Genomic DNA, 26,223 nt, shown 5'->3' with positions numbered 1-26,223 from the left:
CTATGTTTCGGGTTTCGGCACACGGAAATGCTCGTCACGTAGCCGGAATGCTTCCTTGGTGCCGTGCTGTGCCCGGGTTTTGACGAAGTTGAACTCGTCCGGCCCGAATTGCAAGTTGGTGCCGTAGGCGTGGAAGAGATAGCTCGCGACTTCCTCACCGTTGTACGCCTGGCTCTGCTCGACGAGGCGGAATGCCTCCTTGGCGATGACAACCCCGTCGGCGGGCATCTTCGCCGCCTTCTCGGCCCAGTAGCGGGCGCGCGCGGTCACGGCACCGGAATCACATGTGTCGGTAAAGATTCCGAGATGCTCGAGCTCACCCGCTTCGATGACGTCACCGGTCAGCAGCAGGCGGCGGGCCAGTACCGGCCCCAACCGATGGAAGAACATGTGCAGGCTGCCCAACGCCGGACCCAGGAAGCGCGTGGCCGGCATGCCGATCTTCGTATCGCGGGCGATCACCGAGATGTCGGTCATCAGGGCCATCTCGAATCCACCGCCCAGTGCATAGCCGGAGATCTCCCCCACCGTCACCTTCGGAAACCCCATGAAGTTGTGATAGAAGCTAAATGACTTGCGGTCCACCGTAAGTCGTCTGCGCTGACTGGGCCGGCGCTTGGCCGCTTCGGGCGCCTGAGCCTTCTCGCCGTACCAGCCGTATGCGTTGTTCATGTCAGCCCCGGTGGAAAAGACTCCCTCGGCGCCGCGCAGCAGCACCACCGTCAGATCGTCGTCTTCGGCCACCTGATCCAGACAGCGGCCGACGGCCTCGCGCATGGCGGCGTCATAGGAGTTGCGCTGCTTGGGATTGTTCAGCGTGATCGTCGCGATTCGATGCGCGGGATCGATTTCGAAAAGCACCCGGTCGTCGTGCGGGGCACTCATGTCGCCGATTCCTTTCGCCCGCTCCCGAATCTGTATCCGGTCAGCTTGTCCGGCTGCGAGGCCAGGGTGTTGACCTCGCCGATGCACAGCACGTCGTCGCCGTGCCGCAGCCGCGCCGTCGAGGCGATGCCGCGCTCGACCTCCGATCGGGCGATGTCGAAACGCAGCTCGGTCAGCAGCGGCGTGGGCCGACGGAAGGTCACCTGCAGCGATCGCGTCTTGCCGGACAGCCCCATCACGCAACTGTGATGCTGGATCACGCAGTCGAAAAAGACGCACAGAAAGCCGCCGTGCACCAGGCCCGGCGGCCCCTCGTAGACGAGCGGGAAGACCACGTCGCCCTCGGCCTTGTCGGCGTCGAGGTAATCGAAGGAGTACTCGGGAAAGGACGGGTTATAGGCGCCGATATCGGTCGCGTGATTCAGGTATACCCGGCGCGGATCGTCATCGACGTCGCCGATCCGGGGCGCGTTGTCTCGCGGGGCCACCAACGCCAGCTCGGCTTCCCATTCGCCGAACTTCGCCAGCATCGCGTCGACCGTCGGATGCGGATGTTCCAGCGAGAGCAGCAGGGAGCTCAGCCGCCGCATCGCGCCGGCGGCCTCCACCGTCTGGGCAAGGGGCGGCTCGCCGAATTTCGCATCATCGGCGCGTACCGGTGCGCGATCGGGCATGCGACCCTCTTCCGTCGGGTATCACCGGAGTTGTTCCGTCGGCAGCGTTTCCTTGATAACTTATACAGCGTATCAATCGCATTGCCTACTGTATGGGTAACTGTATCGCCGAGAAAGGCCGGATCCGACGGTGAGTCACGACGCCGATGCGGCCGACGCCGAGGGGTCGGTGACCGCACGCCGGGATGGCGCGATCCTGCAACTCACCCTCGATCGCCCGCGACGGCGTAATTCGTTGACCCACTTGATGATCGATACGCTGGTCGGTTCGTTGACCGAGGCCGCCGCCGACGACTCGTTGCGCGCGATCCACCTGCGCGGCGCGGGCGACGACTTCTGCGCGGGCGCCGACTGGGTCGCCACCAACGGCGGCAGCGGACAGCGGCCGCGAACCGGTGATCTGGTGCGCCGAATTCCACACGCCGCTCACCGGTTGATCGAGCTCGTGCAAACCATCCAACTGCCGGTGGTGTGCACCGTGCGGGGCTGGGCGGTCGGGATGGGCTGCAGTCTCGCGCTGGTCGCCGACTTCGCCGTGGCCGCCACCGATGCCGTGTTCTGGGAGCCGTTCATCGAACGGGGTTTCAGCCCCGATTCGGGTGCCACCTGGCTGCTGCCCCGACTGGCTGGGGTGGCGCGCGCGGCGCATGCTGTTGCTCGGCGAGAAGGTGAGCGGGATCGACGCTGCCGACTGGGGATTGATTCACCAGGCTCGCGGCCCGGCCGAACTCGACGATCCCGTCGAGCGACTGCTGGCGCGACTCGCCGAAGGTCCCACCGTCGCGCTCGGGCTGGCCAAGCAAGCCCTGCAGTACGGCCAGCACGCGTCGCTGAGCCAGTCCATGACGCAGGAGCTGTTCAACCTGGAATTATCTTGTCGGACAAACGATTTCAAAGACGGCTTGGAAGCATTTCGGCAACGACGCCCGCCGAAATTCGATGGACGTTGACCGGCTAGGCTTTCGGTCATACCGGTGTGAAGGGAATACGGATGCCTGCTGACTCCTTCGACACGATCACCTACGAGGTGCACGGGCATACCGCCACGATCACGCTGAACCGGCCGCAGGCTCTCAACGCGCTGAGCCCGCACATGGTCACCGAACTGCGGTCGGCCTATGACGAGGCCGAGAACGACGACAACGTGTGGCTGACCATCGTCACCGGCACCGGCCGCGCCTTCTGTACCGGAGCCGACGTGGGCGCCATCCCCGAGGACGGCAAGGTGATCTACGAGCGGCCGTACCTGTCGACCTACGACCAATGGGAAGCACCGCAGGAGGGCACTCCCCCGTTTCGCGCGGCGGCCAAGCCCGTGCTGACCGCGGTCAACGGATTGTGCTGCGGCGCAGGCATGGACTGGGTCACCACCACCGACATCGTCATCGCGTCCGAGCAGGCACAGTTCTTCGATCCGCATGTCAGCATCGGCCTGGTGGCCGGACGGGAAATGGTGCGGGTATCCCGGGTGCTGCCCCGCTCGATCGCGCTGCGGATGGCGTTGATGGGCAAGCACGAAAGGATGAGCGCCGGGCGCGCCTACGAACTCGGGTTGATCAGCGAGGTCGTCGAGCACGACCGCCTGCTGGAGCGGGCGCACGAGATTGCTGACATCGTGAACTCCAATGCGCCACTGGCGGTTCGGGGAACACGGCTGGCCATCATCAAGGGCCTGAACGTGCCGCTGCACGAGGCCGAGATCATGGCCGAGACGTTTCGCGAGCGGGTGCTACGGACCCAGGACTCGGCCGAGGGGCCGAGGGCCTTCATTGAGAAGCGCCAACCGAATTGGCAATGCCGTTGAGTACCCCGTCGTTCGAAACCATTCTCCTCGACGTCGACGCGGGCGACCACGTCGCCACTATCACGCTGAATCGTCCCGATCAGCTCAATGCGTTCAACCGCACCATGTGTGAGGAGATGACCGAGGCCTGGCGCGTCGTCAAACTCGACCAGTCGGTGCATGCGGTGGTGCTGCGGGCCGCCGGCAACCGGGCTTTCAGCGCCGGGCTGGACATAAAGACGCCCTACGGGCAGCCCGAAAACGTGTGGAATCACTAGGATCCCGGTGAATTGCTCAGCCCCAAGTGGCAGAAGCTGTGGAAGCCGGTGGTGTGCGCGGTTCAGGGCATGTGCACCGCGGGGGCGTTCTACTTCATCAACGAATCCGACGTGGTCATCTGCTCGGCGGACGCAACGTTTTTCGACTCACACGTCTCGGCCGGTCTGGTGTGCGCGCTGGAGCCGATCGGGCTGATGCGCCGCATCGGCCTGGGCGAGACGTTGCGCATTGCATTGATGGGCAACGACGAACGGGTCAGCGCCGACACCGCGTTGCGGATCGGCTTGGTGTCCGAGGTGGTCGCGACCGGTCAGTTGTGGGGCCGCGCCCATGAGATCGCCGCAGCGATCGCGGCCAAGCCGCCGTCGGCGACCCAGGGCACCGTCAAGGCGATCTGGGAATCGCTGGACAGGCCCTACCGCGCCGCGCTCGAGCAGGGGCTGATTTACACCCGGCTGGGCAATCCGCTGGGCACCGCCGAACTGGCGGCGCAGCGGGCCGCCGACGGCAAGGGCGCCGAACCAAAGATCCGCTGATGGGCCGTCATCCGCTGAGTCGACGCATCGGGCAGGTGCTGGATCTGCAGCCGGGGGCACCGGCGATCGAGTACGAAGGTCGCTGGCTGTCGTGGGGGCAGATCGGCGATGCGGCCCGGCGCTGGCGTCGGAGACGGCCCAACACGGCGACCACACCGCGATCGGGATGCTGCTGCGCAACCGGCCGGGCCAGGTGGCGGCGTTCCTCGGCGTGCTGCTGGCCGGCGGAACCGTGGTCACCATCAACCCGGCGCGGGGCGACGAGCGCACCCGCGACGATATCGCCGCGCTGCGACTGCCCCTGGTGGTCGGCGAGCCCGACGACCTGGCCACGCTGGTCGGCCCCGGCACGCAGACCCTACCGATTTCCGAGAGCCTCCACGCCCAGTCGTTGACCGATTACGACGGACAAACTGCCGCAACGGAAGTCGCGGTGCGAATGCTGACCAGCGGAACGACGGGTCCGCCCAAGCGAATCGACCTGAGCTACGACATGCTGGCGCGCAGCGTGCTGGGTCCGGAGCCCGATCACGCACCGCCCCCTCGGGAGCTGCGCCGCGGTGTTGCGATCATGAACTCGCCGCTGGTGCACATCGGCGGTGTCTTCCGAGTGCTGCAGTGTGTCACCGAGGCGAGATCCTTCGTGTTACTGGAACGCTTCGAGCTCAACGCGCGGGCCCGGGCGGTATCGCTGGTGCCGGCCGCGTTGCGGACGGTGTTGCATTCCGAGCTGTCGCGGGCCGACCTGGAGGGCATCCGCGCGGTCACCTGCGGCACCGCCCCGCTGTCGGCCGACGACGCCGACGCGTTCACCGAGAAATACGGCATTCCCGTCTTGAGCTCCTATGCCGCTACGGAATTCGGTGGCGGTGTGGCGGGCTGGACCCTGGCCGACTACCGGAAGTATTGGCCCTCCAAACGCGGCAGCGTCGGGCGGGCCAACCCCGGCGCGCGGCTGCGAGTGGTCGACGACGCGGGCACGCCACTCGAGGCGGACCGGGTCGGGCTGCTGGAGGTCAAGCCGGGACAGCTGGGGCGATCGATGCAGTGGATGCGGACCACGGATTTGGCGCGCATCGACGCCGACGGCTTCCTCTGGATTGTCGGGCGGGCTGATCAGGCGATCATCCGGGGCGGGTTCAAGGTGATGCCCGACGACGTCCGTGTCACGCTGGAGGGCCGCCCCGCGGTGGCGGGCGCGGCCGTGATCGGGCGGCCCGACGCCCGGCTGGGTGAGACGCCGGTCGCGATGGTCGAACTGCGCGAGGTCACCGATACCGACGCGTTGGTGCGGTATCTGCGAACGCGGCTGGCCCGCTACGAGATTCCCACCGAGATCGCGATCGTCGGCTCAATCCCGCGCACCCCGTCGGGCAAGGCCGACCTGGGCGAGATCCGGCGCTTCTTCGAAGAGTCAGCGGCACGGCGCGACCATGCCCGGTGATTTCACCGTCGCCGAAGTCCTGCGACGTCAAGCCCGCTCGCGCGGCAGCCACCCCCTGCTCGTCTGCGATGCCGAGCGGATCAGCTACGCCGACGCCGATGCCCGGTCCGCGGAGCTGGCCCGCGGCCTGGTCGCCCTGGGCGCGGGCAAGGGGACCCATGTCGGGGTGCTCTATCCCAACGGCCCCGACTTCGTCATCGCGATGCTGGGCGCCGCGCGAATCGGCGCCGTGGTGGTCCCGTTCTCGACGTTCGTCACCGCTCGTGAGATGCGCGAGCAGCTGGTCGACAGCGATGCCGAAATCCTGTTGGCCGCGAGGTCGTTTCGCTCCCACGACTATGCGCAGCGACTGGCCGAGATTCTTTCGGACGCGGATCTCGAGTCCCGGGTGTTTTCCCCCGCCGCCCCGCAACTGCGCCACGTCGCGATCTCCCACGGGCCGGTATACGAGCGCGGCGGAAGCGTCGATCCCGCACTCCTGGATGCGATGGAGTCCGACGTCTGCGGCTGCGATCCGCTCGCGATCGTCTACACGTCGGGATCCACCAGCACCCCCAAGGGTGTCGTGCACACACATACCGCGCTGCTCGGACATCAGCGCAACCTCAACATGATTCGCGGTTTGACCGCGGCGGACAAACTGTTCTGCAATTCGCCGTTCTTCTGGATCGGCGGGTTCGCGTTCGGGGTGCTCGCCACCGTGGTGGCGGGATCGACACTGGTGTGCTCCAACGCCTCCGACGCGGGCGCCATACTCGACCTGCTGGAAGCCGAAAAGCCAACCATGACCAACGGATTCGTGGCCGGCATCGCGCACCTCGCCGACCACCTGAGCTACGCCGAGCGTGATCTCTCGTCGACGCGGCGCGGCAATCTCTACCCGATCATGGCGCCCGACACCAGGCCGGCCGACCCGGAACTGCGGCACAACATGCTCGGCATGACCGAGGCCGGCAGCGTCGTACTGATTGGCGACGATGAATCCGACCAGCCCGAGGTGCGACGTGGGTCGTTCGGCGAGCCCGCACCCGGATTCGACACGATGGTGGTCGATACCGACACGGGTCGACGAGTCGCCATCGGCGAGGTCGGCGAACTCTGCATCCGCGGACCGTATGTGATGCAGGGCTACCACAAGCGTGCGCGGGAAGAGTGCTTCGACGCCGACGGCTGGTTGCACACGGGCGATTTGGTGCGAACGGACGCCGACGGATTCGTCTATTTCGTCGGCCGACTGCACGCGATGATCAAAACGGCCGGCGCCAATGTCTCGCCCGCCGAGGTGGAGAGGGCCATCACCAAGGTCACCGGCGGGGTACCGGCCTACGTCGTCGGTCTGCCCGACGCGCGACGCGGACACCTCGTCGCCGCGGTATTGGTCTGCCCGGACGGTGCCGCGGCGTACGACGACGCGGCGTTGCGCGAGCGACTCAAATCCGAACTGTCCGTGTACAAGATCCCCAGGCGGTTCGTCACCGTGGCCCGCGCCGACGTGCCGCTGATGTCCAGCGGCAAGGTCGACATGAGGCGACTGCGGAAGCTCTTCGATGCCTAGCACCATCGACCAGTTGGTGCGGCGTCGAGCCGCCCACGACGGGGATAAACCGATGGTGATCGACCCCACGGCTCGGATCAGCTACCGCGAACTCGATTCGACCACGCGAGATTTGGCTGCCGCCTTCGTCGAGGCCGGCGTGGGCAAAGGCACCCGAGTGGGATTGGTCATGCCCAATAGCTCCCGCTGGGTACAGGTCGCCGTGGCACTGACCCGCATTGGCGCGGTATTGGTTCCGTTGAGCACGTTGTTGCAGGCCGGCGAACTCGTCGCACAGCTGCGCGTCGCGGCCGTGCAATTCCTAGTGAGTGCCGACGAATTCCGCGACCACCGCTATCTGGACGAAGTGGCACCACGGCGATCCGAATTGCCCGCGCTGCGCCAGGTTTGGTCGACAGGACAGCTCGACGAGGCCATGGCGAGTGATCGCGCGCGCGAGATCATCGACGCCATGACCGCGACCGTCACCCGCGCCGATCCGCTGGTCATCATGTTCACCTCCGGCAGCAGCGGAACACCCAAGGGAGTCGTGCACTCCCACGGCAGTGCGCTGGGTGCCGTGCAGTCGGGTCTCGCGGCACGGTGCATCAGCTCCGATACCCGCCTGTATCTGCCGATGCCGTTCTTCTGGGTGGGCGGATTCGGCAGCGGAATCCTGTCCGCCCTGCTGGCCGGGGCAACCCTGGTCACCGAAGAGATCCCCCGGCCCGAAACCACGCTGCGACTACCGGAGGGCGAGCGGGTCAACCTGTTTCGCGGCTGGCCCGATCAGGCCGAGGCGCTGGCTCGGCACGCGAGCTCGGCCGGCGTCGACCTCTCGGCACTGCGGCCGGGCAGCCTGGAAGCCCTGCTGCCGCCGGAGCAGCGCGCCCAACCCGGGGCGCGGGCGACGCTATTCGGCATGACGGAGACATTCGGGCCGTACTGCGGCTATCCCGCGGACACGGATATGCCCGCGTCGGCATGGGGTAGCTGCGGAAAGCCGTTCGCGGGCATGGAAGTTCGCATTGTCGACACCGACAGCGGCGAGCCTGTGAACGCCGGAACAGCCGGCATGATCCAGCTCCGCGGACCGCACACGCTGCGCGGCATATGCGGCCGCAGCCGCGAAGAGCTGTTTACCGTCGATGGCTTTTATCCGACCGGCGACCTCGGCCATCTCGACGAGGATGGATTCCTGTTCTATCACGGGCGATCCGACGACATGTTCAAGGTCAGCGGCGCGACCGTCTACCCGAGCGAGGTCGAGCGCGCGCTGCGCACGGTCGACGGCATCGACAACGTCTTCGTCACCAATGTGCCGGGCGCCGCGGGTGACCGGGTGGGCGCGGCGGTGGTGTGCCGTCAGCACGCGCTGAGCGCCGAGCAGGTGCGCGACTCCGCGCGGGCCGTGCTGAGCGCCTTCAAGGTGCCGACGGTGTGGCTACTGCTGGACTCCGAGGACGCCGTGCCGCGCGGCGGTACCGGCAAGGTCGACATCCGTCGGCTGCGCGAGATGCTGGCCGAAGCGAACCGTCCTTAGGGGACCCGCGTCCAGGGTTGGCAGTTCTGCGACTCGAATGCCTTCACCGACGTGTTGATGTTCGCGAACATCGGGCCGACAGAGATGTTCGTCTGGAGCACATGCTCCTTGTTCGCGTCGGGCGTGCTGTAGGTGAACCACGCACACATCGAGTCCTGGGTCGGCACATTGTTGATCCAAACCCCGAACACCGACGCCGAACCGGCCGTCCGGTACAGGCCCGGTGCGATGTCGGGACCGACGACGAAGACGCCGTTGCCGGGGATCGGGTCGAGCGGGTCAGCAAAGGCCGGCGGCGCCAACGAGACCACGACGGCACAGGTCACGAACGCGGCCGTCACGCGCAGAGCGAACCTGAGGGGCATATCCGCAGCCTATTCCTTGACGGTCTGCGCAACAACCTCCCAAAGCAGATGCACACGCTCCGCTTAAGCGGGTCAACGGGTCGCGCGGCCCTCGTCCGACACCACACCACGGGACACGAGGTGATCGATCAACGGAACCGCACCGGCAGCAAGATGTTCGGACATCGCGGCGCGCGCCAGTTTGTCGTCATGAATCTCGAGCGCGGCCAGGATGTCCCGATGGTCCTTGATCGACTGGCTCGGCCAGCCCTCGATCGAGGGAAAGACCGATTCGGGAGCGTAGCGGGTGATCTGCAACATCAGCTGTGCGAGCTTGGGTGAGTCCGCCGCCACGTTGATGGCCCGGTGAAACTCATGGTTCAGCCGCACAATCCGCTCGTGGTCGTCGCCGGAATAGGCCCGTTCCAGCTGAGCCTGGAGGTCCTTGAGCTCACGCAGCTGCTCGGGACTGATGTTGACCGCGGCCCGCGCGGCCAGCTCCCCACCGACGTGCGCCTGCACGCTTGCGACGTCGGTGACGTCTCGACTGGTGACCGGCAACACCACGAAGCCGCGGCGAGGCTGCTGGGCGATCAGCCCTTCCGCTCGCAACGCGAACAGCGCCTCGCGGACCGGAGTCACACTGATCCCCAACTCGGCCGCCAGCTGATCCAGGCGAACGTAAGACCCCGCGGCGTAGGCGCCATCGAATATCCGCCCGCGGATAATCCGCGCGACGTCCTCGGAAAGTTGAGGCCGCGCAGCGAAATCCGGAACTCTCATCGCTTCACACCTGGTATTCGGCGAGTAGTCGCTTGCTGATGATGCTCTTCTGAATTTCGCTGGTTCCCTCACCGATCAGCAGGAACGGCGCGTCGCGCATCAGCCGCTCGATCTCGTATTCCTTGGAGTAGCCGTAGCCACCATGGATCCGGAAGCTTTGTTGGGTGACCTCGGTGCAGTACTCGCTGCACAGGTATTTCGCCATGCCGGCGGCGACGTCGTTGCGCTCGCCCGAATCCTTCAGCCGTGCCGCGTTGACCATCATCAGGTGCGCGGCTTCGACTTTGGTCGCCATCTCGGCCAACTGGAAGGCGATGGCCTGGTGTTCGGCGATCGGCTTGCCGAACGTCTCACGTTGTTGCGCGTAGCGCACCGCGAGCTCGAACGCACGTATCCCGACTCCACACGCGCGCGCCGACACGTTGACCCGACCGACCTCGATGCCGTCCATCATCTGGAAGAAGCCCTGCCCGGTGACACCGCCGAGCACATCGTCGGCGCTGGCCACATACCCGTCGAAAATCATCTCGGTCGTGTCGATGCCCTTGTAGCCCAGCTTGTCGATCTTGCCGGGAATTCGCAGGCCGGAAATGACTTCGCCGAAGCCCGTTGGCTTTTCGACGAGAAAGGCGGTCAAGTTCCGGTGCGGCTTGTCGGCGCCCTCGTCGGTGCGTACCAGCGCTGCCACCAGGGTGGAACTGCCACCGTTGGTGAGCCACATCTTCTGGCCGTTGATCGTGTAGGTGCCGTCGGAATTGCGCCGGGCCCGGGTACGGATCGCGGCCACATCAGAACCCAGCTCCGGCTCCGACATCGAAAAGGCGCCGCGGGTTTCGCCGGTCGCCATCCGGGGCAGGAAGCGCTGCCGTTGCTCGTCGGTGCCGTGCTGGCGCAGCATGTACGCGACGATGAAGTGGGTGTTGAGCACACCGGACACGCTCATCCAGCCGCGCGCCAGCTCCTCGACGCACAGCGCATAGGTCAGCAGCGACTCCCCCAGCCCGCCGTACTCTTCGGGGATCATCAGGCCGAACAGGCCCATGTCGCGCATCTGATCGACGATGTCCTGCGGGTAGGTATCGGCACGTTCGAGTTCGGCCGCGTGCGGGATGACTTCCTTCTCCACGAATTGCCGTACCGTGGTCACGATTTCGGTTTGAATCTCGGTCAGCCCGAGGGTTTGGGCGAGCCTGGTCATGCGCGGTCCCTTCAGCCGATCGTCTTGGCGCTGGCGAGCCGCTCTATGTCGGCGGGCGTCAATCCCAGGCGCTGGCCGAGGACATCGGCGGTGTCCTGGCCCAGCGTGGGCGCGGGCTGGCTGTAGGCATGAGCCCCGTCGAACGCGGCCGGCAGCCCGGTGGCCAGATATTCGCCGACGCCCGGTTGGTCCAGCCGGGAAAACAGGGGATTGTCAGTCACTTTCGGGTCTTCGACCACCTGCGCGAAGGTACGGTAGCGCTCGAACAGCACGGTGGTCTTCGACAGCGCCGCGGTGACCTGTTCGGCAGGATGATCGGCGAACCACGTGGCGAACAACCCGGACAGCACGTCGCGGTATCGGTACCGGTCGCCTTCGGTGTTGAAGTCCGCACCCAGCGCCTCGGCCAGCGCGGCCAGCGCGGACCCGGTTCCGGTCACCTCGACCATGTCGCGAAAATGCCTGGGAGTCAAGAGAACAACCATGAACCTCACCCCGTCGGAACTGGTGAAGTCCTGGCCGTACTGGCCGTAGATGGCATTGCCCAGCCGCTCGCGCTGGGTACCGATCACCTGAGGCTCGGTCAGCAAGCCCAGATTGCCCGCCGTGGCCAGCGCGACATCTTCCAGCGCGAGGGTGATCCGCGCGCCCTCGCCCGAGCGCTCTCGGCGGTGCACCGCGGAGACGACCGCCAACGCCGCATACAGCCCACAGCACACATCCCAGGCGGGCAGCACGTGATTGATCGGACCGGCCTGGTTGGCGGGAGCGGTGACCAGCGGATAGCCGACGGCGGCGTTGACGGTGTAGTCGACCCCGGTCGACCCGTCGCCGCGCCCGAGCAGCTGCACGTGGATGACATCGGAACGTTTGGCCGCCAACACATCATGGCTAAGCCAGGGCAGCACCGCGTTGGTCACGACAATGCCGTCACCGTCGGTGACCAGACGTTGGACCAGCTCTTGCCCTTCGGGCGAGCGGACGTCGATGGTGGCCGAGCGCTTCCCCCTGTTCAGCCCGGTCCAGTAGATCGACGTGCCGTCCGCGGCCAGCGGCCAGCGCTTGACGTCCGAGGCGCCGCCGATCGGATCGACGCGGATTACCTGTGCGCCAAGCTGATTCAGCGTCACACCGCACAGTGGAGCGGCGACGAAGCTGGATATCTCGATGACGGTAATCCCGCTGAGCGGTCGCACGTCAGGCAATCCTTTCGAATATCGCGGCCAGCCCTTGCCCACCGCCGATGCACATGGTCTCCAGCCCGTAGCGCGCCTGGCGACGGTTGAGCTCGCGCGCCAATGTGGCGAGCATTCGTCCGCCGGTCGCGCCGACCGGGTGACCGAGTGAGATGCCCGAGCCGTGCACGTTGGTTCGGTCGAAATCGCCAGTGCCGAAATTCCATTCGCGGGTCACCGCTAATGCTTGCGCGGCGAAGGCCTCGTTGAGCTCGATCAGATCGATGTCGGACAGCTGCAGGCCGGCCTTGGCCAGCGCCACCTCGGTAGCGGGCACCGGGCCGATACCCATGATGTTGGGCGCCACCCCCGCCATCCCCCACGACACGATGCGGACCAGCGGGGTCAGCCCATGCTCGACCGCCGTGTCCCGCGTGGTCACCACACACATCGACGCGGCGTCGTTCTGGCCGCTGGAGTTGCCGGCCGTGACCGTCGCTTCCGGATCATCTTTGCGCAGAACCGGTTTGAGCTTGCTCAACGACTCCACGGAGGTGTCGGCGCGGGGATGCTCGTCGGTGTCGATCACGTCGTCGCCCTGTCGACCGGGGATGGTCACCGGGATTATTTCCGAGGTCAGCACACCGTCCTTCTGCGCGGCCACGGCGCGCTGATGCGAGCGCACGGCGAGCTCGTCCTGCTCCTGGCGTGTTATGCCGTACTGGCGGCGCAGGTTCTCGGCGGTCTCGAGCATCCCGCCGGCAACCGGGTAGTGGCGGCCACCGGCGGTGGTGCGCCCGCGGGCCAGCCCGTCGTGCACCTGGACGCCGCTGCGGGCCCCTCCCCAGCGCATGTCGGTCGAGTAGAAGGCGACGTTGCTCATGCTTTCGCATCCCCCGGCAACGACGAGGTCGCTGTCACCGGCGCCCACCTGCAGGCCCGCCTGAATGACGGCCTGCAGACCCGACCCGCAGCGACGGTCCACCTGCATGCCGGGCACCGTCACCGGCAGCCCGGCGTCCAACGCCACCACGCGTCCGATCGCGGGCGCCTCGCTGTTGGGATAGCAGTGGCCGAGAATCACGTCTTGCACGGCATCGGGAGCCAGCCCGGTCCGGTCGAGCAACCCTTTCAGCGCGGTGACGCCGAGGTCGACGGCGCTGAGTGAGGAGAACATGCCGCCGTAGCCGCCGATCGGCGTCCGGACGGGCTCGCAGATGACGACCTCGCGGAGCGCGCTCATAGGTGGCGGCCGCCGGTGATCTCCATGACGGTGCCGGTCATGTACGACGACAGGTCGGATGCCAGGAACAGCGCCACGCTGGCGACCTCACTGGGCTCACCGGCCCGGCCCATCGGAACCTCGGCGACCTTCGAATCCCAAATGCGTTGCGGCATGGCCTCGGTCATCGCGGAGCGAATCAAACCGGGGGCGATCGCGTTGACCCGGACACCCACGTGGGCCAGTTCTTTGGCGGCGGCCTTGGTCATGCCGACGATGCCGGCCTTGGCCGCCGAGTAGTTGGTCTGGCCGATCATGCCGACCTTGCCCGACACCGAGGACATGTTGATGATGGCGCCCCGCTTGTTCTCCCGCATGATCGCGGCCGCCAGCCGGGTGCCGTTCCAGGTGCCCTTCAGATGCACCGAGATGACCTGGTCGAACTGCTCCTCGGTCATCTTGCGCATCGTCGCGTCGCGGGTGATGCCGGCGCTGTTGACCATGATGTCCAGGCCGCCGAACCGCTCGACCGCGGTCTGAATCAGGGTTTCGACGTCGGACGACTGGGTGACGTCGCATCGGACCGCGACGGCGACATCGTCACCGCCCAGTTGCTTGGCCGCGACCTGGGTTTCCTCCAGGTTGACGTCGCCGAGCACCACGTGCGCGCCCTCGGCGACGAAGCGCTCCGCGATGGCCAGACCCAGACCTTGCGCTCCGCCTGTGATTACCGCCGTCTGACCTGTCAACAACGACACCTGAATCCACATCCTTCACTGTTTTCGCTACCACCGGGCCGCTCCAGGCAAATATCATATTTGATATCGGATCCTGCCCTGGACCGGGGTGTCCCGGGTACGGAGAGGAGTGTGGAGCCAATGGCCACCGCCGAATTCACGGAAGTCTCGGCCGATGATTTCCGTGAGATCCTCGCTCAGACAAGACAATTCGTGAGGACCGCCGTCGTCCCCCGCGAGCAGGAAATCCTCGACGAGGATCGCGTCCCCGACGATCTTCGCGACGAAGCCAAAAAGATGGGGCTGTTCGGCTACGCGATTCCCCAGGAGTGGGGCGGCCTGGGTCTCAACCTGACGCAGGATGTCGAGCTGGCCATGGAGCTGGGCTACACGTCGCTGGCCCTGCGATCGATGTTCGGCACCAACAACGGCATCGCCGGGCAGGTTCTGGTCGGGTTCGGCACCGACGAGCAGAAATCCCGGTGGCTGGAGTCGATCGCGACCGGCGACGTCGTCGCCTCCTTCGCGCTCACCGAGCCCGGCACCGGATCCAACCCCGCCGGTCTGCGGACCAAAGCCGGTCGAGACAACGACGACTGGGTGATCTCCGGTCAGAAACGTTTCATCACCAACGCGCCTGTGGCCGACCTGTTCGTGGTGTTCGCGCGCACCCGGCCGGCCGACGACCAGGGCCCGGGCATCGCCGTCTTCCTGGTCCCCGCCGACACTCCGGGCGTCGAGGTGGGCGCCAAGGACGCCAAGATGGTCCAGGAAGGCGCGTGGACGGCCGACGTCAACTTCACCGACGTCCGCGTCGGGCCGGATGCGCTCGTCGGCGGCAGCGAGGACGTCGGCTATCGGGCCGCGATGACGTCGCTGGCACGCGGCCGGGTCCACATCGCCGCGCTCGCGGTCGGCGCGGCGACACGTGCCCTCGACGAATCGGTCGCCTATGCCGCCGCCGCGACCCAGGGCGGGACGCCGATCGGCGACTTCCAGTTGGTGCAGGCGATGCTGGCCGACCAGCAGACCGGGGTGATGGCGGGCCGGGCGCTGGTGCGCGATGCCGCCCGGCTGTGGGTCGCCGACGAGGACCGCCGGATCGCGCCATCGGCCGCGAAGGTCTTCTGCACCGAAATGGCGGGCAACGTCGCGGATCTTGCGGTCCAGATCCATGGTGGCAGCGGTTACATACGCGGCGTTACCGTCGAACGCATCTACCGCGACGTGCGGTTGCTGCGGTTGTACGAGGGCACCAGTGAGATCCAACGTCTGATCATCGGGTCGAACCTCGTCAAGGCGGCGGGGCGGGCGACAGCGAAGGAGCGCTAATGGCAGGCAAGCTCGAGGGCCGGGTGGCTTTCATCACCGGAGCGGCGCGCGGCCAGGGCCGCGCCCATGCCGTGCGGATGGCCCAGGAGGGCGCCGACATCATCGCCGTCGACATCGCCGGCAAGCTCCCGTCGTGCGTTCCCTACGACCCGGCGACGGAGGAAGACCTCGCCGAAACCGTTCGCCTGGTCGAGGAGACAGACCGCCGCATCGTCGCCTCGGTCGTCGACACCCGTGACCTGGCAGCGCTGCGCAAGGCGGTCGAGGACGGCGTCGCCACACTGGGGCGCCTGGACATCATCGTGGCCAACGCCGGAGTCGCGGCTCCCCAGCCGTGGAACGAGATCACGCCGGAGAACTTCGGCGACGTGCTGGACATCAACGTGACGGGTACCTGGAACACCGTGATGGCCGGCGCGGACAAGATCATCGAGGGCGGGCGCGGCGGCTCGATCATCCTGATCAGCTCGGCGGCCGGCGCGAAACAGCAGCCGTTCATGGTGCACTACACCGCGAGCAAGCACGCCGTCACCGGGCTGGCCCGGGCCTTCGCCGCCGAATTGGGCAAGCACTCGATTCGGGTCAACAGCGTGCACCCGGGCCCGGTGAACACGGCGATGGGCTCCGGCGACATGGTCGAGGCGGTGGCCAGGGCGATGGAAACCAACCCCCAGCTGGCGCACGTCCTCACCCCGTTTCTGCCCGACTGGGTTGCCGAGCCCGAAGAGATCGCCGACGCCGTCTGCTGGCTGGCCAGCGACGAGTCACGCAAGGTGACCGCGGCACAGATCCGGGTGGATCAGGGGTCCAGCCAATACTGACGCGAGGCCGAGTACACCCGATGATGTGCACCACGCCGACGGCCGATGCCGGACGCCGTCGGGCAAGCACCCGCAGGACCGTCGCGAGCGACGAGCCGCGCCAACGCATTTCGCGCCGACAACGGCCGATGCAGCGGGTTGTCGCCGACTAAATCCGCTGGGCAAAGCGGTTCCGTAATGTGAGGTACATCACATCGTTATGGAACGTCGGATGCGACACACCCACCCGGTGGAGCAAAAGACTAAGTAACCCTCTTATTCTCTCAACATGGGACGGCCCCATCTGTCGATAGATGCTGTTACGCCACTAGCGGCTGACATAAACGATTACGTTCTCGCCGACGGCACGATCCACCTGCCTGACGGCTTGACGCTCACTTCGTTCTTCGATCAGAACCGCGCCTCGTTCGGCGACCGTCCGTCGTACCGATTCGTCGACTACGCCAAAGAGCAGGACGGCCGAGTCCTCGAACTGAGCTGGAACGACCTGTGGACCCAGGTCCGTTCGATCGGCGCCCGTCTGCAGCAGGTCGCCAAGCCCGGAGATCGCGTCGCGATCCTGGCGCCACAGGGTCTCGAATACGTGGCGTCGTTCTTCGCCGCCGTCCATGCGGGCAATATCGCGGTCCCGCTGTTCGCGCCAACCCTGGCCGGTCATACCGAGCGGTTGACGGCGGTGCTGGCCGACGCACGCCCCACCGTGGTGTTAACGACCACGGCGGCCGCCGAGTCCGTGCGCGAATCGCTGCGGGCGCACCCGGTGGTCGGGCGGCCACGATTGATCGCGGTCGACGCGATACCGGGGTCGCTGGCCGCGATGTTCGCCGAGCCGACGATCGGCACCGACGACACCGCGTATCTGCAGTACACGTCGGGGTCCACCCGCAGCCCGGCCGGCGTGGAGGTCACGCATCGCGCCGTCTGCACCAATGTGTTGCAGATGATCCTGGCGGCCGACCTGCACCGAAACACCCACAGCGTCAGCTGGTTACCGCTGTACCACGACATGGGACTGATCATGATCATGTTCCCGGCGTTGTGCGGCGGCGAATACCTGACGATGCTGGACCCGATGGCGTTCGTGCGCCGGCCGTTCCGGTGGATCAAGGAACTGAGCGCGGAGGCCGCCAACGGCCCGACGTTCGCGGCGGCACCCAACTTCGCGTTCGAGTTGGCCGCCGAGCGCGGGCTGCCCCCCGAGGGCGTCAACATCGATCTGCACAACGTGGTCGGCCTGCTCAACGGCTCCGAGCCGGTGACCATTGCGGCCATCGAGAAATTCACCGAGGCGTTCGCACCGTTCGGTCTGCCCGCGACCGCGGTCAAACCGGCCTACGGGATGGCCGAGGCCACCCTGGGCGTGGCGAGTACCCCCTTTGACGCCGGGGCTCGCTGGGTGTACCTCGACCGCGTTCAGCTCGCCGCCGGGCACGCCGTGGTCGTCGATCCGGACGTCGACGGCGCGGTCGCCTCCGTCTCCTGCGGCAAGCCGTTCCGTGACCTGTGGGCGGTGATCGCCAGCCCGGACGGTGCCGAGTTAGCGGATAACGGTGTCGGGGAAATCTGGCTGCACGGCAACAACATCGCCCGCGGCTATTTCGGACGCGAGGAAGACTCGCAACGCACGTTCGGCAACAAGCTGCAGTCCCGGCTGGAGCGGGGCAGCCATGCCGAGGGCGCGCCGGACAACTGCTACTGGCTGGCCACCGGCGATCTCGGCGTGTACATCGATGGCGATCTGTACCTGACGGGACGGATCAAGGACCTGGTCATCATCGACGGTCGCAACCATTACCCGCACGACATCGAGACCACGGTCAGTCATTCGTCGCCGGCCATCCGGACCGGCTACGTGGCGGCGTTCTCGGTTCCGGCCGACGCTTCCGACGGCGGCTCGCCCGAGCAGCTGGTGATCGTCGCCGAACGCGCCGCGGGTGTCGGGCGCGCGGATCCCGAAGCGATCGCCGCGGCCGTGCGGGCCGCGGTCGCACGTGAGCACCAGGTGCGGGTGGCCGACATCCGCCTCGTTGCCGCCGGTACGATTCCCCGCACCACCAGCGGCAAACTCGCCCGCAACGCTTGCCGGGCCGAGTATCTCGACGGCCGGTTCAACCGCTGACCGGACTCAGCTCAGCAGATCCAGCGTCCCCAGATCGCGGACGGCCTGACAGCCGCGGCTGAGCATCGCGAGCACCATATCGTCACCGCGTTCGGTGGAGGTGGCGAAGGCGAATCCCAGGGCGGAGATCACCAGCGCTTGCGGCATCCCGAATCGGTAGTCACGCCAACATGTTTCGCGGTCGTAGCCGGTGACGCCGTAACCCAGAAGCGCTCGATGGTAGTCGTCGACCAGGTCCTTCTCGATTGCCGACCGCAGCTCCGAATTCAGGCTCGTCGCAGTGAAATACGCGAGATCCCGGGTGGGCAGTCCCACGCCGAGCGTCTGCCAGTCGACCACACTCACCCGGGTGTGCGCCGGGTCGAACAGCAGGTTGTCGAGCCGGTAGTCACCGTGCAGCAGCGCGAAGCGGTCTCGCTGGGTCGACAGCCACGGCGCGACCACACCCATTGTCGCGGTGAAGGTCTCGCGGTCTTCGGCACTCATCCGGTCACCCAGCTTTTCCAGGGTGATGTCGGCGCTCATCTTCGCCACCTCGCCGAGACCCTTGGCCATGTCGTCATCCGGACGCGGAAACGCCAACCCCGGCAGGTCCAGCCAGAACGGGTCGCACCAACTCGGCCCGTGCAGGCCGGCCAGCGCCACCACCGACAGCCGCGCCTCCTGCTCGCCGCAGCCCGCGATCTGGTCACCCTGCACCGCGGGCGCCTGGTCTGCCAGCAGCAACGCGTATTCCATTGCATCGTCGGTGATTTGGCAGTAGAAGCAGCTCGGGGTCGGCACCCGTACACGGTCGGCCACCGCGGTGTAGAACGCGCATTCGCTGCGGTAGCCGATCGCGACGCGGTCGCGCACGGTGTCGTCCTGGGCAGGCAGCTTGATCACGAAGGTCTGTGGCAACTCCCCCGGATCCGAGGCGTATCGGGCCGTCACGCGATACGTCGCGCCCGTCTGGCCCGTGCCGATGGCCACCACGTCGACTCCGGACACCTCGACCGGCGGGTTTCGTTCGCTCAGTGCCGCGGATAACCAGGCGGGTGTCACATCGCCGGGGTATCGCGGAATCGACACCACAGCACTCATAAGCAACCCACGCCTTCGGGACTCAACCAGCTGACCGACCGATCAACTGTAAGGCATTCGGCAAGAGCCACCCGCGATGGCCTATTCGGCGGCTTACTCAGCAACTATGTGCCAGTCGGCGGCCTCGTGCTGCTGACGTCAGAATTCGCTGAATCGGCCACCCGCGGCCAGCAATTCGTCGATCGATCCATCCTCGGTGACTCGGCCGTTGTCGACGAACAGAACGCGATCGGCGTGCCGGATGCTGGCCAATCGATGCGCCACGATCACGCGGGTCCGCGCCTGCGGGTCGGCGGTGAGCGCGTCGACCACCGCAACCTCGTTCTCGGTGTCCAGGGCGCTGGTCGCCTCGTCGACCAGAAGCACGGGCGCGGCCTTGAGCAGGGCTCGCGCGATGCTGACGCGCTGCCGCTCGCCGCCGGACAACGCGGAGCCGGCCTCGCCGACGACGGTGTCGGCCCCGTCGGGCAACCGGCCGATCAGCTCGTCGACGCGGGCCAGCGCGACGGCCCGGCCGAACTGGTCGTCACCGGCGGCGGGGTTGCCGGCGGAGATGTTGTCGCGGATCGTCCCGTGGAACAGATACGGGTGCTGGAAGACGACGCTGCTGACCGCGCGGCGCGCCTCGGCGTTCAGGTCGGCGGCGTCGGTGCCATCCATGACGACGCGGCCGCGGGTCGGTTGGTGCAGCCCGGCGATCAGCGACAGGATCGTGCTCTTTCCGGAGCCCGACGGCCCGACGATCGCCGTCGTGCTTCCCGGCTCCAGGACGAAGCTGACCCCGTCCAGCACCGGCGTGCTGGCGCCGTCGTAGCCGAAGACGACGTCGTCGAACTCGATGCGCGGGGCGACCACGGCGTCCGGCAAGCCACCGGCTCCCGCCGCGACGGTCGGTGCGGTGAGCACGCCGCGGATGCGGTCGAGGGTGGCGCGGGTGCTCTCCAGCGCGGGCGCCAGCTCACTGACGGTGGTGAACGGCTCCAGGTAGCGGGCGATCACGACGATCAGGGCGACCGCTTCGGCGACGGTCAGCGTGCCGTCCACGGTCAGCGCCGTGGTGGCGCCGGCCAGCGCGATCAGGGCCAGCTGACTGGCAATGCTGAACAGCAGCTGGCCTGGGATCTGCATGCCGAGCAGCCGCATCATCGCACTGTGCTGCTCGGCCAGCGCGGAGCCGACCAGGCTGCGGGCCGGCTCGACTCGCCGCGACGCGCGCAGCGCCTGCTGGGTCCGCGCGAACTCGATGATGCGCTCGGTCAGCGCACTGTTGGCTTCGCCCGCCGCCGCGTCGGCCCGCCGCGTCAGCGCAACCGTGGCCCACAGCGCCGCCAGCAGCAGCGGCACACCCGCCAACGCGGCCACGCCGAGTTGCCAGGAGATGGGCAACAGCACCAGCCCGATGACCGCGGGCAGCAGCACCGAAGTCGTCAGCGGCGTCAGCAGGTTGACCACCAGCCCGAGGAGTTCCGGACCGGTTGCCGCGATCGCCTGACGGGCCATCGCGGTGTTTTCGGCGGTGAACCAGTCCAGCCGAACGCCGGGAAGCCGGTCCGCCACGTCGTGCTGCGACTGGTCGAGCACCGCGAAGCCCAAATCGAAGCTGGTACGAGCGGTGACGGCGTCGACGATCCATCCGGTCACCGTCGCGACGGACAGCCAGCCCAGCCACGCCAACGCGCGCTGCGGTGCGTCGCTGAACAACGCCCCCACCAGCGGGACGAGCAGGACCGCACCGACGGCACGCACGACGACCGAAACGAGCGCGAGCACCGCGTAGCCGGTCACCTTCGGGCGGCTGTCCGCCGGAACGAGGCTTATCCAGGTGCGGATCATCGCCGGCCCTCTTGCGCCGTCACGGCCACCGGTCTGCCCCGTCCGGTATCCCACATCCGGCGATACCGCCCGTCGGCGGCGAGCAACTCCTCGTGCGTGCCACGTTCGGCGACCCGGCCGTGATCGAGCACGACGATCTGGTCGGCTCGGGTGATGGTGTGCAGGCGGTGAGCGATCACCAACACGGTCCTATCGTGAGTCAACCGGTTAAGTGCTTGCTGCACAAGGTATTCCGACTCCGGATCGGCGAACGCGGTGGCTTCGTCGAGGATCAGGATTGCGGTGTCGGCGAGGATTGCCCGGGCGATGGCGAGGCGTTGCCGCTCACCGCCGGATAGCGCGGCATTGACGCCCAGCATGGTGTCGTAGCCGTGTGGCAGCCGCAGCACCCGGTCGTGAATCTGCGCCTCGCGGGCCGCGGCCTGGATTTGTTCGAGGGTGGCATCCGGGACGGCCAACGCGATGTTCTCCGCGACGGTGCCGTGCACGAGTTGGGTTTCCTGCAGCACGAAGCCGACCCGTGTGTAGAGCTCGTCGGCTGTCAGCGACCGGATATCTTGTCCCGCAACACGTATCGCCCCGTGCTCGACGTCGTGGAAGCGGGCCAGCAGCGCCGCCAGCGTCGACTTCCCGGATCCGGACGGGCCGACCAGCGCAGTCACCGTGCCCGGGCGCAGCTCCAGCGAGACGTCCTGGATCACCGGAACCCCGGGACGATAACTGAAGCCGACGCGATCGAACACCACCGTGGCCGTCGCATCACCACCCGGCCGTGCTTGCGCGGCGAGGTCTTGCTCGTCGAGTGCGATCTGCAGACGCCGGGCGGCGAGCATTCCGCTGCGGATACCGCCGAGGCCGTAGGCGATGCCGAGCAGTCGGACGCCGAAGGTGGTGCCCAGCAACAGGAACGGCAGCAGGTTGACCGGATCCATCCGGTGGGTGACGACCAACAGGGTGCCGATGACCGAGATCAGCCACAGGAACGTGGACGGGCGGGTGACCAGATCCATCCCGGTCTTCTTGCCGGCCAGCGGGCGCTGCCAGGCCACCAGGAACCCGACATACTCGTCTAACCTGCGCCGGAAGCTCGACGCCGCGGCCCCGCCGAAGACGCGGATCACCGGCTGGCCCTCGAGGTAGGCGCCGGCCTCTCCGGTCATTCGTTCGGCCCAGCGCTGCGATTGCGCGATCTTCGGGCCCGATTGGATCGACAGCGCCGACGCCATCACGAGGTAGACCAGCACCGGCCCGAACAAGACCAATGCCACCCGCCAGTCGACCGTGAACAGATAGACCAGCACCGCCACCGGCGCGACAATCGCGTTGACCGCGTCCGGGATCGCGTGGGTGACCAGATAGTGCAGCGACAGCGTGTCGTCGGTCACCAGTTGCTTGATCGCACCCGATCCGCGGGCGGTGAACCAGCCCAGCGGCAGCCGCGACATCTTGCTCAACAGTCGCGAGCGCAGCTCGCTCGCGAACCGCGCGTCGACGACGTGCAGCCAGAGGGTCAGCGCCGCACCGAGCAGGGTGCCCAGACCCAGCAGCGCGACGGCAGCGATTCCGACGTCCCACAATCGCGACGCGTCGGCGCCCGACATCAGCAGCCGCGCCAGCTCGACGAGCAGCACGAACGGCGCGAGCTGGACCAGCGTGATCACGGCCTGCAATACGCCGGAGATGATCAGCGCCGAGCGCAGCGGCGCGAGCAACCGGCCGGCCGCCTGCGCGCGCCAGTTGCCGCGGTTCGCCGGGGCTTCGTCGACGACGGTCGGCGATGTCTGCGGCTGGGGCGCAACGCTTTCCGGCACACTCGCATCGGCGGGGGTGTCGACGGTCTGCGTCGCACCGCCGCGCGTGGTGCCCATTTCGCGCCCGGCGCTCCAATAGGCCTGCGCGTGCACCTCGGATTTGGGGAAGCCGAACGCTTCCTTGAGCCGCTTGCGAACGTTCTTCAACGTGGTGGCCTCGGGCGTCGCCCAGGCATACCAGTTCGACCAGTCGCGCGTCTCGATCGCGTCGGCCAGCGACTTCTCGTCGCGGCGACGAACCCAGTGCACCCGCAGCCGCGGATGCTGCGTGATCGGGATCGCCGTGTCGTTGTCGTCGTGCTGCTCGAGGTACATCTCGATCGGCACATCGTCGGGAATCGTGCCGATGATGCCGTTCATCCCGGGGATCGACGCCGAGTCGCCGATCAGCAGATAGCCGGCCGGCTGCTCCCGGGGCGGATCGAACCGCGACGAGCCCATCAGCGACATCACCGCGATCGTGGTGCCGGGCGCGACGGTGCGCGCCCACGTCGACGCCGGGCCGGCGGGTTCGTGCAGCACGACGTCGACCGCGAAACGACCGGTCGCGGGATCGGCCTCGGAGATCGTGTAACCGCGCTGGAACTCGGTATCCGACCCGGCCGGGTCGGGGAACCAGAACCGCAGCCACGCGGCGGGCTCGGCCTCGACGTCCTCGAACAGGGTCGCCGAATCCATCCGGACTCGCACGAAATGCGGTGCGATCTGCACGGTTTCGAGCACCGTTGCGGTGTGATCGCGTGCGCCGAAGCCACGCAATATCGCGCCCTGGAACCCGCGTGCCATCGGTGGTCCTCTCCCGCGGCGGGAGAAGTCCGCCACGACCAATTACCCCTGAGCTAAGGGTTGCCTTACCATAGCTGACAGTTCGGCGGGCGGTCGAGGCGCGATGGTGGGGTGCACGAGATTCGCGGCTGAAACACCGGAGTGCGCAAGGGGGGACTCGAACCCCCACGTCCTAAGACACTGGAACCTAAATCCAGCGCGTCTACCAATTCCGCCACTCGCGCCTGGGCCCTGCGATATTACCGCTCCGGCGGCCAGGCAAACGGCACTGCCGCGGCCTGCGGCGGGCACCCCGGGCGACCACCACAGTTAGGCGGCATCTTGCACGCGTGCCGCGGTCATTCGAGCGTGCGTCTTCGGCGCCCCTGGCCGGCGTGTTCTCGCCCGCGGCGCACACCGAACCCCGCGGGCGCTCACCCGACGCGGCTGATAGGTGCGTCCTACGTCGGCAGCAGTCAGCGAGCTGGTCGCACCAGTATTTGGCATGCCTAACCTAACCTCGAAAAGGGGCTCGGGTAAGGTCAGCAACCGATGAATGGAGCCTCAAGCGCCCAGACCGACCACGCGTCGACCCAGGTACTGAAGCGCGAACGCAGGGACCTGTCCGAACAGGTACGGCGCGTTGGCCCCCTTCCGGTTCCCGCGCTGGACCCGCCATACGAGATGCGCGCCGCGAGAAGCGATGACGCGGAGATGGTGGCGGAGTGGATGAACCGCCCGCACCTCGCCGAGACGTGGGAATACGCCTGGCCGGCAGCGCGCTGGCGCCAACACATCGAGGCGCAGCTCGACGGGACCTATTCGCTGCCGTTGATCGCAACCCTGCGCGGCGAAGAATGCGCCTACCTCGAGATCTATTGGGCGGCAAAGGACATGATCTCGCACCATTACGACGCGCATCCCTACGATATCGGCCTGCATGCGGCCATCGCCGACCTGAGGCTGGTCAACCGTGGCTTCGGTCCGCGACTGCTGCCGCGCATCGTGGCCAGTGCGTTCGCCCAGGAACCACGCTGCGGCCGGATCATGTTCGACCCCGATCACCGCAACACCACGGTGCGCCGACTGTGCGAGTACGTCGGATGCCGTTCGCTCGGTGAGCACGACGCGCCGAACCGGCGGATGGTGCTCTACGCGTTGGAGCGTCCGACCCAGTCCTCGTAGTCGGCGTGGTCGGCTTTCATGCCGGCCGCGACCAATTCCCAGAGGACTTCGTCGGTGCCACCGCCGACCCGGGCCAGCTTCATGTCACGCCACACCCGGCCCAGCGGTGTTTCGTCGACGAGATAGCCTGACCCGCCGAAGATGTGCATGCACTCGCCGATGACCTCTTCGCCCAGCCGTGCCGCGGTGACCTTGATCCCCGCGGCCGCGCGCAGATCCAGCCGCCCCTGAGCGGCGATGCCGTGCAGCGCGAAGCGGAGCTGGTCGACCCGGGCCTGCAGGTCGGCCATCCGCAACCGCAACGCCTGATGCTCGAACAGCGTGTTGCCGAACTGGCGCCGAGTCACCATGCGGGCCAAAGTAATTCCGATCACCCGCTGGCACGAAGCCGCGATCTGGCCGGCGATCGACATGCGCTCGTGCGCCAGTCCCCAGCTGATGGCCGCCAGCCCGGTGCCGGCCCGCGCGACCATCGCGTCGGCCGGAACCCAGGTATCGATGTGGACCGCCGCGGTGTCCAGCGGCCCGGCACCAACCTTGTTGTACGGCTGCTGCACTTTGACATGCGTGGTCGGAACCGCCACTACCACGGCGTTGCCGTGCCGGCTGGACGAGTCGTGGTCGACGCTGCGCGCCACCACCATGATGTGATCGGCGATGGGTGAGAGCGAGACGAACTTCTTGATGCCGCGGACCGCGAAACCACCGTCGTGCGAACGAACCTCGGTTTCGACGATCTGCAGATCCGATCCGCCGGATTCTTCCGAGGCACCGATGCAGAGCACCGCCTCGCCGCGAATCGCCTTCTCGCAGATGTCCTTCAGGTAGTCGGACTTGCCGAAGCGGCGCAGCAGTGCGATCGCCGAGTCGTGCAGGCTGACGCCCACGCCGATACCGGCGGAGGCCAGCTGCCCCAGGGCGAGTGCGAGCTCGATGAGCTTGTTGACATCGGGCTGAGTCTGGTCGGTCCACTTCGCGGAGAAGACACCGCTCGCGCCCAAGTGCTCGATCAGCTTACGCGGAAAACGTTGCTGTGCTTCGGCTTCCGACGTCCACTCGATTACGCGGTCGTCGAACGCGTCGAAGAGTAGCGCCCGATACTCGGCGTCGAAGACGGTCTGGCTTGTCGAGGTCATC

At 67.0% G+C, this 26,223-nt stretch carries 19 protein-coding genes, 1 tRNA gene and 3 pseudogenes; 10 read left to right on the top strand and 13 right to left on the bottom strand.

Annotated features, from left to right (window positions below):
* Nucleotides 1–885 carry an enoyl-CoA hydratase/isomerase family protein gene (locus tag G6N54_RS26405; protein WP_163793408.1) on the bottom strand — a complete coding sequence of 295 codons (885 nt, stop codon included), beginning with the start codon at nt 883–885 and terminating at the stop codon, nt 1–3.
* A complete protein-coding gene (locus G6N54_RS26400; RefSeq protein ID WP_163793406.1) occupies nt 882–1,559 on the bottom strand; it encodes a hotdog family protein in 678 nt (225 codons plus the stop codon). Before G6N54_RS26400 ends, G6N54_RS26405 begins: the two co-directional genes overlap by 4 nt.
* A 130-nt stretch (nt 1,560–1,689) precedes the next feature.
* On the opposite strand from G6N54_RS26400, the pseudogene G6N54_RS26395 reads away from it, so the two are divergent.
* The 6 genes and pseudogenes from G6N54_RS26395 to G6N54_RS26370 all read left to right on the top strand — a co-directional run bounded on the left by G6N54_RS26395 (nt 1,690) and on the right by G6N54_RS26370 (nt 8,678).
* Nucleotides 1,690–2,509, top strand: a pseudogene (locus G6N54_RS26395) (enoyl-CoA hydratase/isomerase family protein).
* Between the two features lie 41 nt (nt 2,510–2,550).
* Complete coding sequence (locus G6N54_RS26390) at nt 2,551–3,363, top strand: enoyl-CoA hydratase/isomerase family protein (protein ID WP_163793404.1); 813 nt, start codon at nt 2,551–2,553, stop codon at nt 3,361–3,363.
* Nucleotides 3,354–4,157: pseudogene (locus G6N54_RS26385) on the top strand (enoyl-CoA hydratase/isomerase family protein). The gene G6N54_RS26390 and the pseudogene G6N54_RS26385 overlap by 10 nt, the downstream one beginning before the upstream one ends.
* A pseudogene (locus tag G6N54_RS26380) lies at nt 4,157–5,601 on the top strand (class I adenylate-forming enzyme family protein). Before G6N54_RS26385 ends, G6N54_RS26380 begins: the two co-directional pseudogenes overlap by 1 nt.
* Complete coding sequence (locus tag G6N54_RS26375; RefSeq protein WP_163793403.1) at nt 5,591–7,156, top strand: class I adenylate-forming enzyme family protein; 1,566 nt, start codon at nt 5,591–5,593, stop codon at nt 7,154–7,156. The pseudogene G6N54_RS26380 and the gene G6N54_RS26375 overlap by 11 nt, the downstream one beginning before the upstream one ends.
* A complete protein-coding gene (locus tag G6N54_RS26370) occupies nt 7,149–8,678 on the top strand; it encodes a class I adenylate-forming enzyme family protein (RefSeq protein WP_163793402.1) in 1,530 nt (509 codons plus the stop codon). Before G6N54_RS26375 ends, G6N54_RS26370 begins: the two co-directional genes overlap by 8 nt.
* On the opposite strand, the gene G6N54_RS26365 is transcribed toward G6N54_RS26370, so the two are convergent.
* The 6 genes from G6N54_RS26365 to fabG form a co-directional block, all read right to left on the bottom strand.
* Nucleotides 8,675–9,043: a hypothetical protein gene (locus G6N54_RS26365; RefSeq protein ID WP_163793401.1), complete on the bottom strand. Its 369-nt coding sequence runs from the start codon at nt 9,041–9,043 to the stop codon at nt 8,675–8,677. The two genes, G6N54_RS26370 and G6N54_RS26365, sit on opposite strands and share 4 nt — an antisense overlap.
* A 72-nt stretch (nt 9,044–9,115) precedes the next feature.
* Complete coding sequence (locus tag G6N54_RS26360) at nt 9,116–9,805, bottom strand: GntR family transcriptional regulator (protein WP_163793399.1); 690 nt, start codon at nt 9,803–9,805, stop codon at nt 9,116–9,118.
* Nucleotides 9,806–9,809: 4 nt separating this feature from the next.
* On the bottom strand, nt 9,810–11,003 hold the full coding sequence (locus G6N54_RS26355) for an acyl-CoA dehydrogenase family protein (RefSeq protein WP_163793397.1): 1,194 nt from the start codon (nt 11,001–11,003) through the stop codon (nt 9,810–9,812).
* Between the two features lie 11 nt (nt 11,004–11,014).
* Nucleotides 11,015–12,208 (bottom strand): CoA transferase, encoded by a 1,194-nt coding sequence (locus tag G6N54_RS26350; protein ID WP_163793394.1) that lies wholly within the window; start codon nt 12,206–12,208, stop codon nt 11,015–11,017.
* Entirely contained in the window at nt 12,201–13,421 is a 1,221-nt protein-coding gene (locus G6N54_RS26345; protein WP_163793392.1) for an acetyl-CoA C-acetyltransferase, read from the bottom strand. Before G6N54_RS26345 ends, G6N54_RS26350 begins: the two co-directional genes overlap by 8 nt.
* A complete protein-coding gene (fabG, locus tag G6N54_RS26340) occupies nt 13,418–14,170 on the bottom strand; it encodes a 3-oxoacyl-ACP reductase FabG (protein ID WP_163793390.1) in 753 nt (250 codons plus the stop codon). Before fabG ends, G6N54_RS26345 begins: the two co-directional genes overlap by 4 nt.
* A gap of 108 nt (nt 14,171–14,278) precedes the next feature.
* Here fabG and G6N54_RS26335 point away from each other — a divergent pair, with 108 nt between their 5' ends.
* The 3 genes from G6N54_RS26335 to G6N54_RS26325 all read left to right on the top strand — a co-directional run bounded on the left by G6N54_RS26335 (nt 14,279) and on the right by G6N54_RS26325 (nt 18,409).
* Nucleotides 14,279–15,469: an acyl-CoA dehydrogenase family protein gene (locus G6N54_RS26335; RefSeq protein ID WP_163793387.1), complete on the top strand. Its 1,191-nt coding sequence runs from the start codon at nt 14,279–14,281 to the stop codon at nt 15,467–15,469.
* On the top strand, nt 15,469–16,290 hold the full coding sequence (locus G6N54_RS26330; RefSeq protein WP_163793385.1) for a mycofactocin-coupled SDR family oxidoreductase: 822 nt from the start codon (nt 15,469–15,471) through the stop codon (nt 16,288–16,290). Before G6N54_RS26335 ends, G6N54_RS26330 begins: the two co-directional genes overlap by 1 nt.
* A 268-nt stretch (nt 16,291–16,558) precedes the next feature.
* Entirely contained in the window at nt 16,559–18,409 is a 1,851-nt protein-coding gene (locus G6N54_RS26325) for a fatty acyl-AMP ligase (RefSeq protein ID WP_163793383.1), read from the top strand.
* 6 nt (nt 18,410–18,415) lie between these two features.
* Here the strand turns inward: G6N54_RS26325 and G6N54_RS26320 are convergent, their stop codons facing one another.
* From G6N54_RS26320 to G6N54_RS26305, 4 genes are all read right to left on the bottom strand, one after another.
* The gene (locus G6N54_RS26320) at nt 18,416–19,492 is read right to left on the bottom strand and encodes a phosphotransferase family protein (RefSeq protein ID WP_163793381.1); all 1,077 of its coding nucleotides are present in this window, start codon (nt 19,490–19,492) and stop codon (nt 18,416–18,418) included.
* Between the two features lie 138 nt (nt 19,493–19,630).
* Nucleotides 19,631–21,325 (bottom strand): ABC transporter ATP-binding protein, encoded by a 1,695-nt coding sequence (locus G6N54_RS26315; protein ID WP_163793379.1) that lies wholly within the window; start codon nt 21,323–21,325, stop codon nt 19,631–19,633.
* Nucleotides 21,322–23,922: an ABC transporter ATP-binding protein/permease gene (locus tag G6N54_RS26310; RefSeq protein ID WP_163793377.1), complete on the bottom strand. Its 2,601-nt coding sequence runs from the start codon at nt 23,920–23,922 to the stop codon at nt 21,322–21,324. Before G6N54_RS26310 ends, G6N54_RS26315 begins: the two co-directional genes overlap by 4 nt.
* A gap of 142 nt (nt 23,923–24,064) precedes the next feature.
* Nucleotides 24,065–24,146 (bottom strand) — tRNA-Leu (locus G6N54_RS26305).
* Between the two features lie 307 nt (nt 24,147–24,453).
* On the opposite strand from G6N54_RS26305, the gene G6N54_RS26300 reads away from it, so the two are divergent.
* A complete protein-coding gene (locus G6N54_RS26300; protein ID WP_163793376.1) occupies nt 24,454–25,086 on the top strand; it encodes a GNAT family N-acetyltransferase in 633 nt (210 codons plus the stop codon).
* Here the strand turns inward: G6N54_RS26300 and mbtN are convergent.
* Nucleotides 25,053–26,222: a mycobactin biosynthesis acyl-ACP dehydrogenase MbtN gene (gene mbtN, locus G6N54_RS26295; RefSeq protein WP_163793374.1), complete on the bottom strand. Its 1,170-nt coding sequence runs from the start codon at nt 26,220–26,222 to the stop codon at nt 25,053–25,055. The genes G6N54_RS26300 and mbtN overlap by 34 nt on opposite strands.
* Between the last annotated feature and the right edge of the window lies 1 nt (nt 26,223).

Origin of the sequence: Mycobacterium stomatepiae (assembly GCF_010731715.1) — a bacterium.
In the GTDB taxonomy this organism is placed as follows: domain Bacteria; phylum Actinomycetota; class Actinomycetes; order Mycobacteriales; family Mycobacteriaceae; genus Mycobacterium; species Mycobacterium stomatepiae.
The sequence above is the reverse complement of the archived record's forward strand: the minus strand, read 5'-3'. Positions and strand labels throughout refer to the sequence as shown.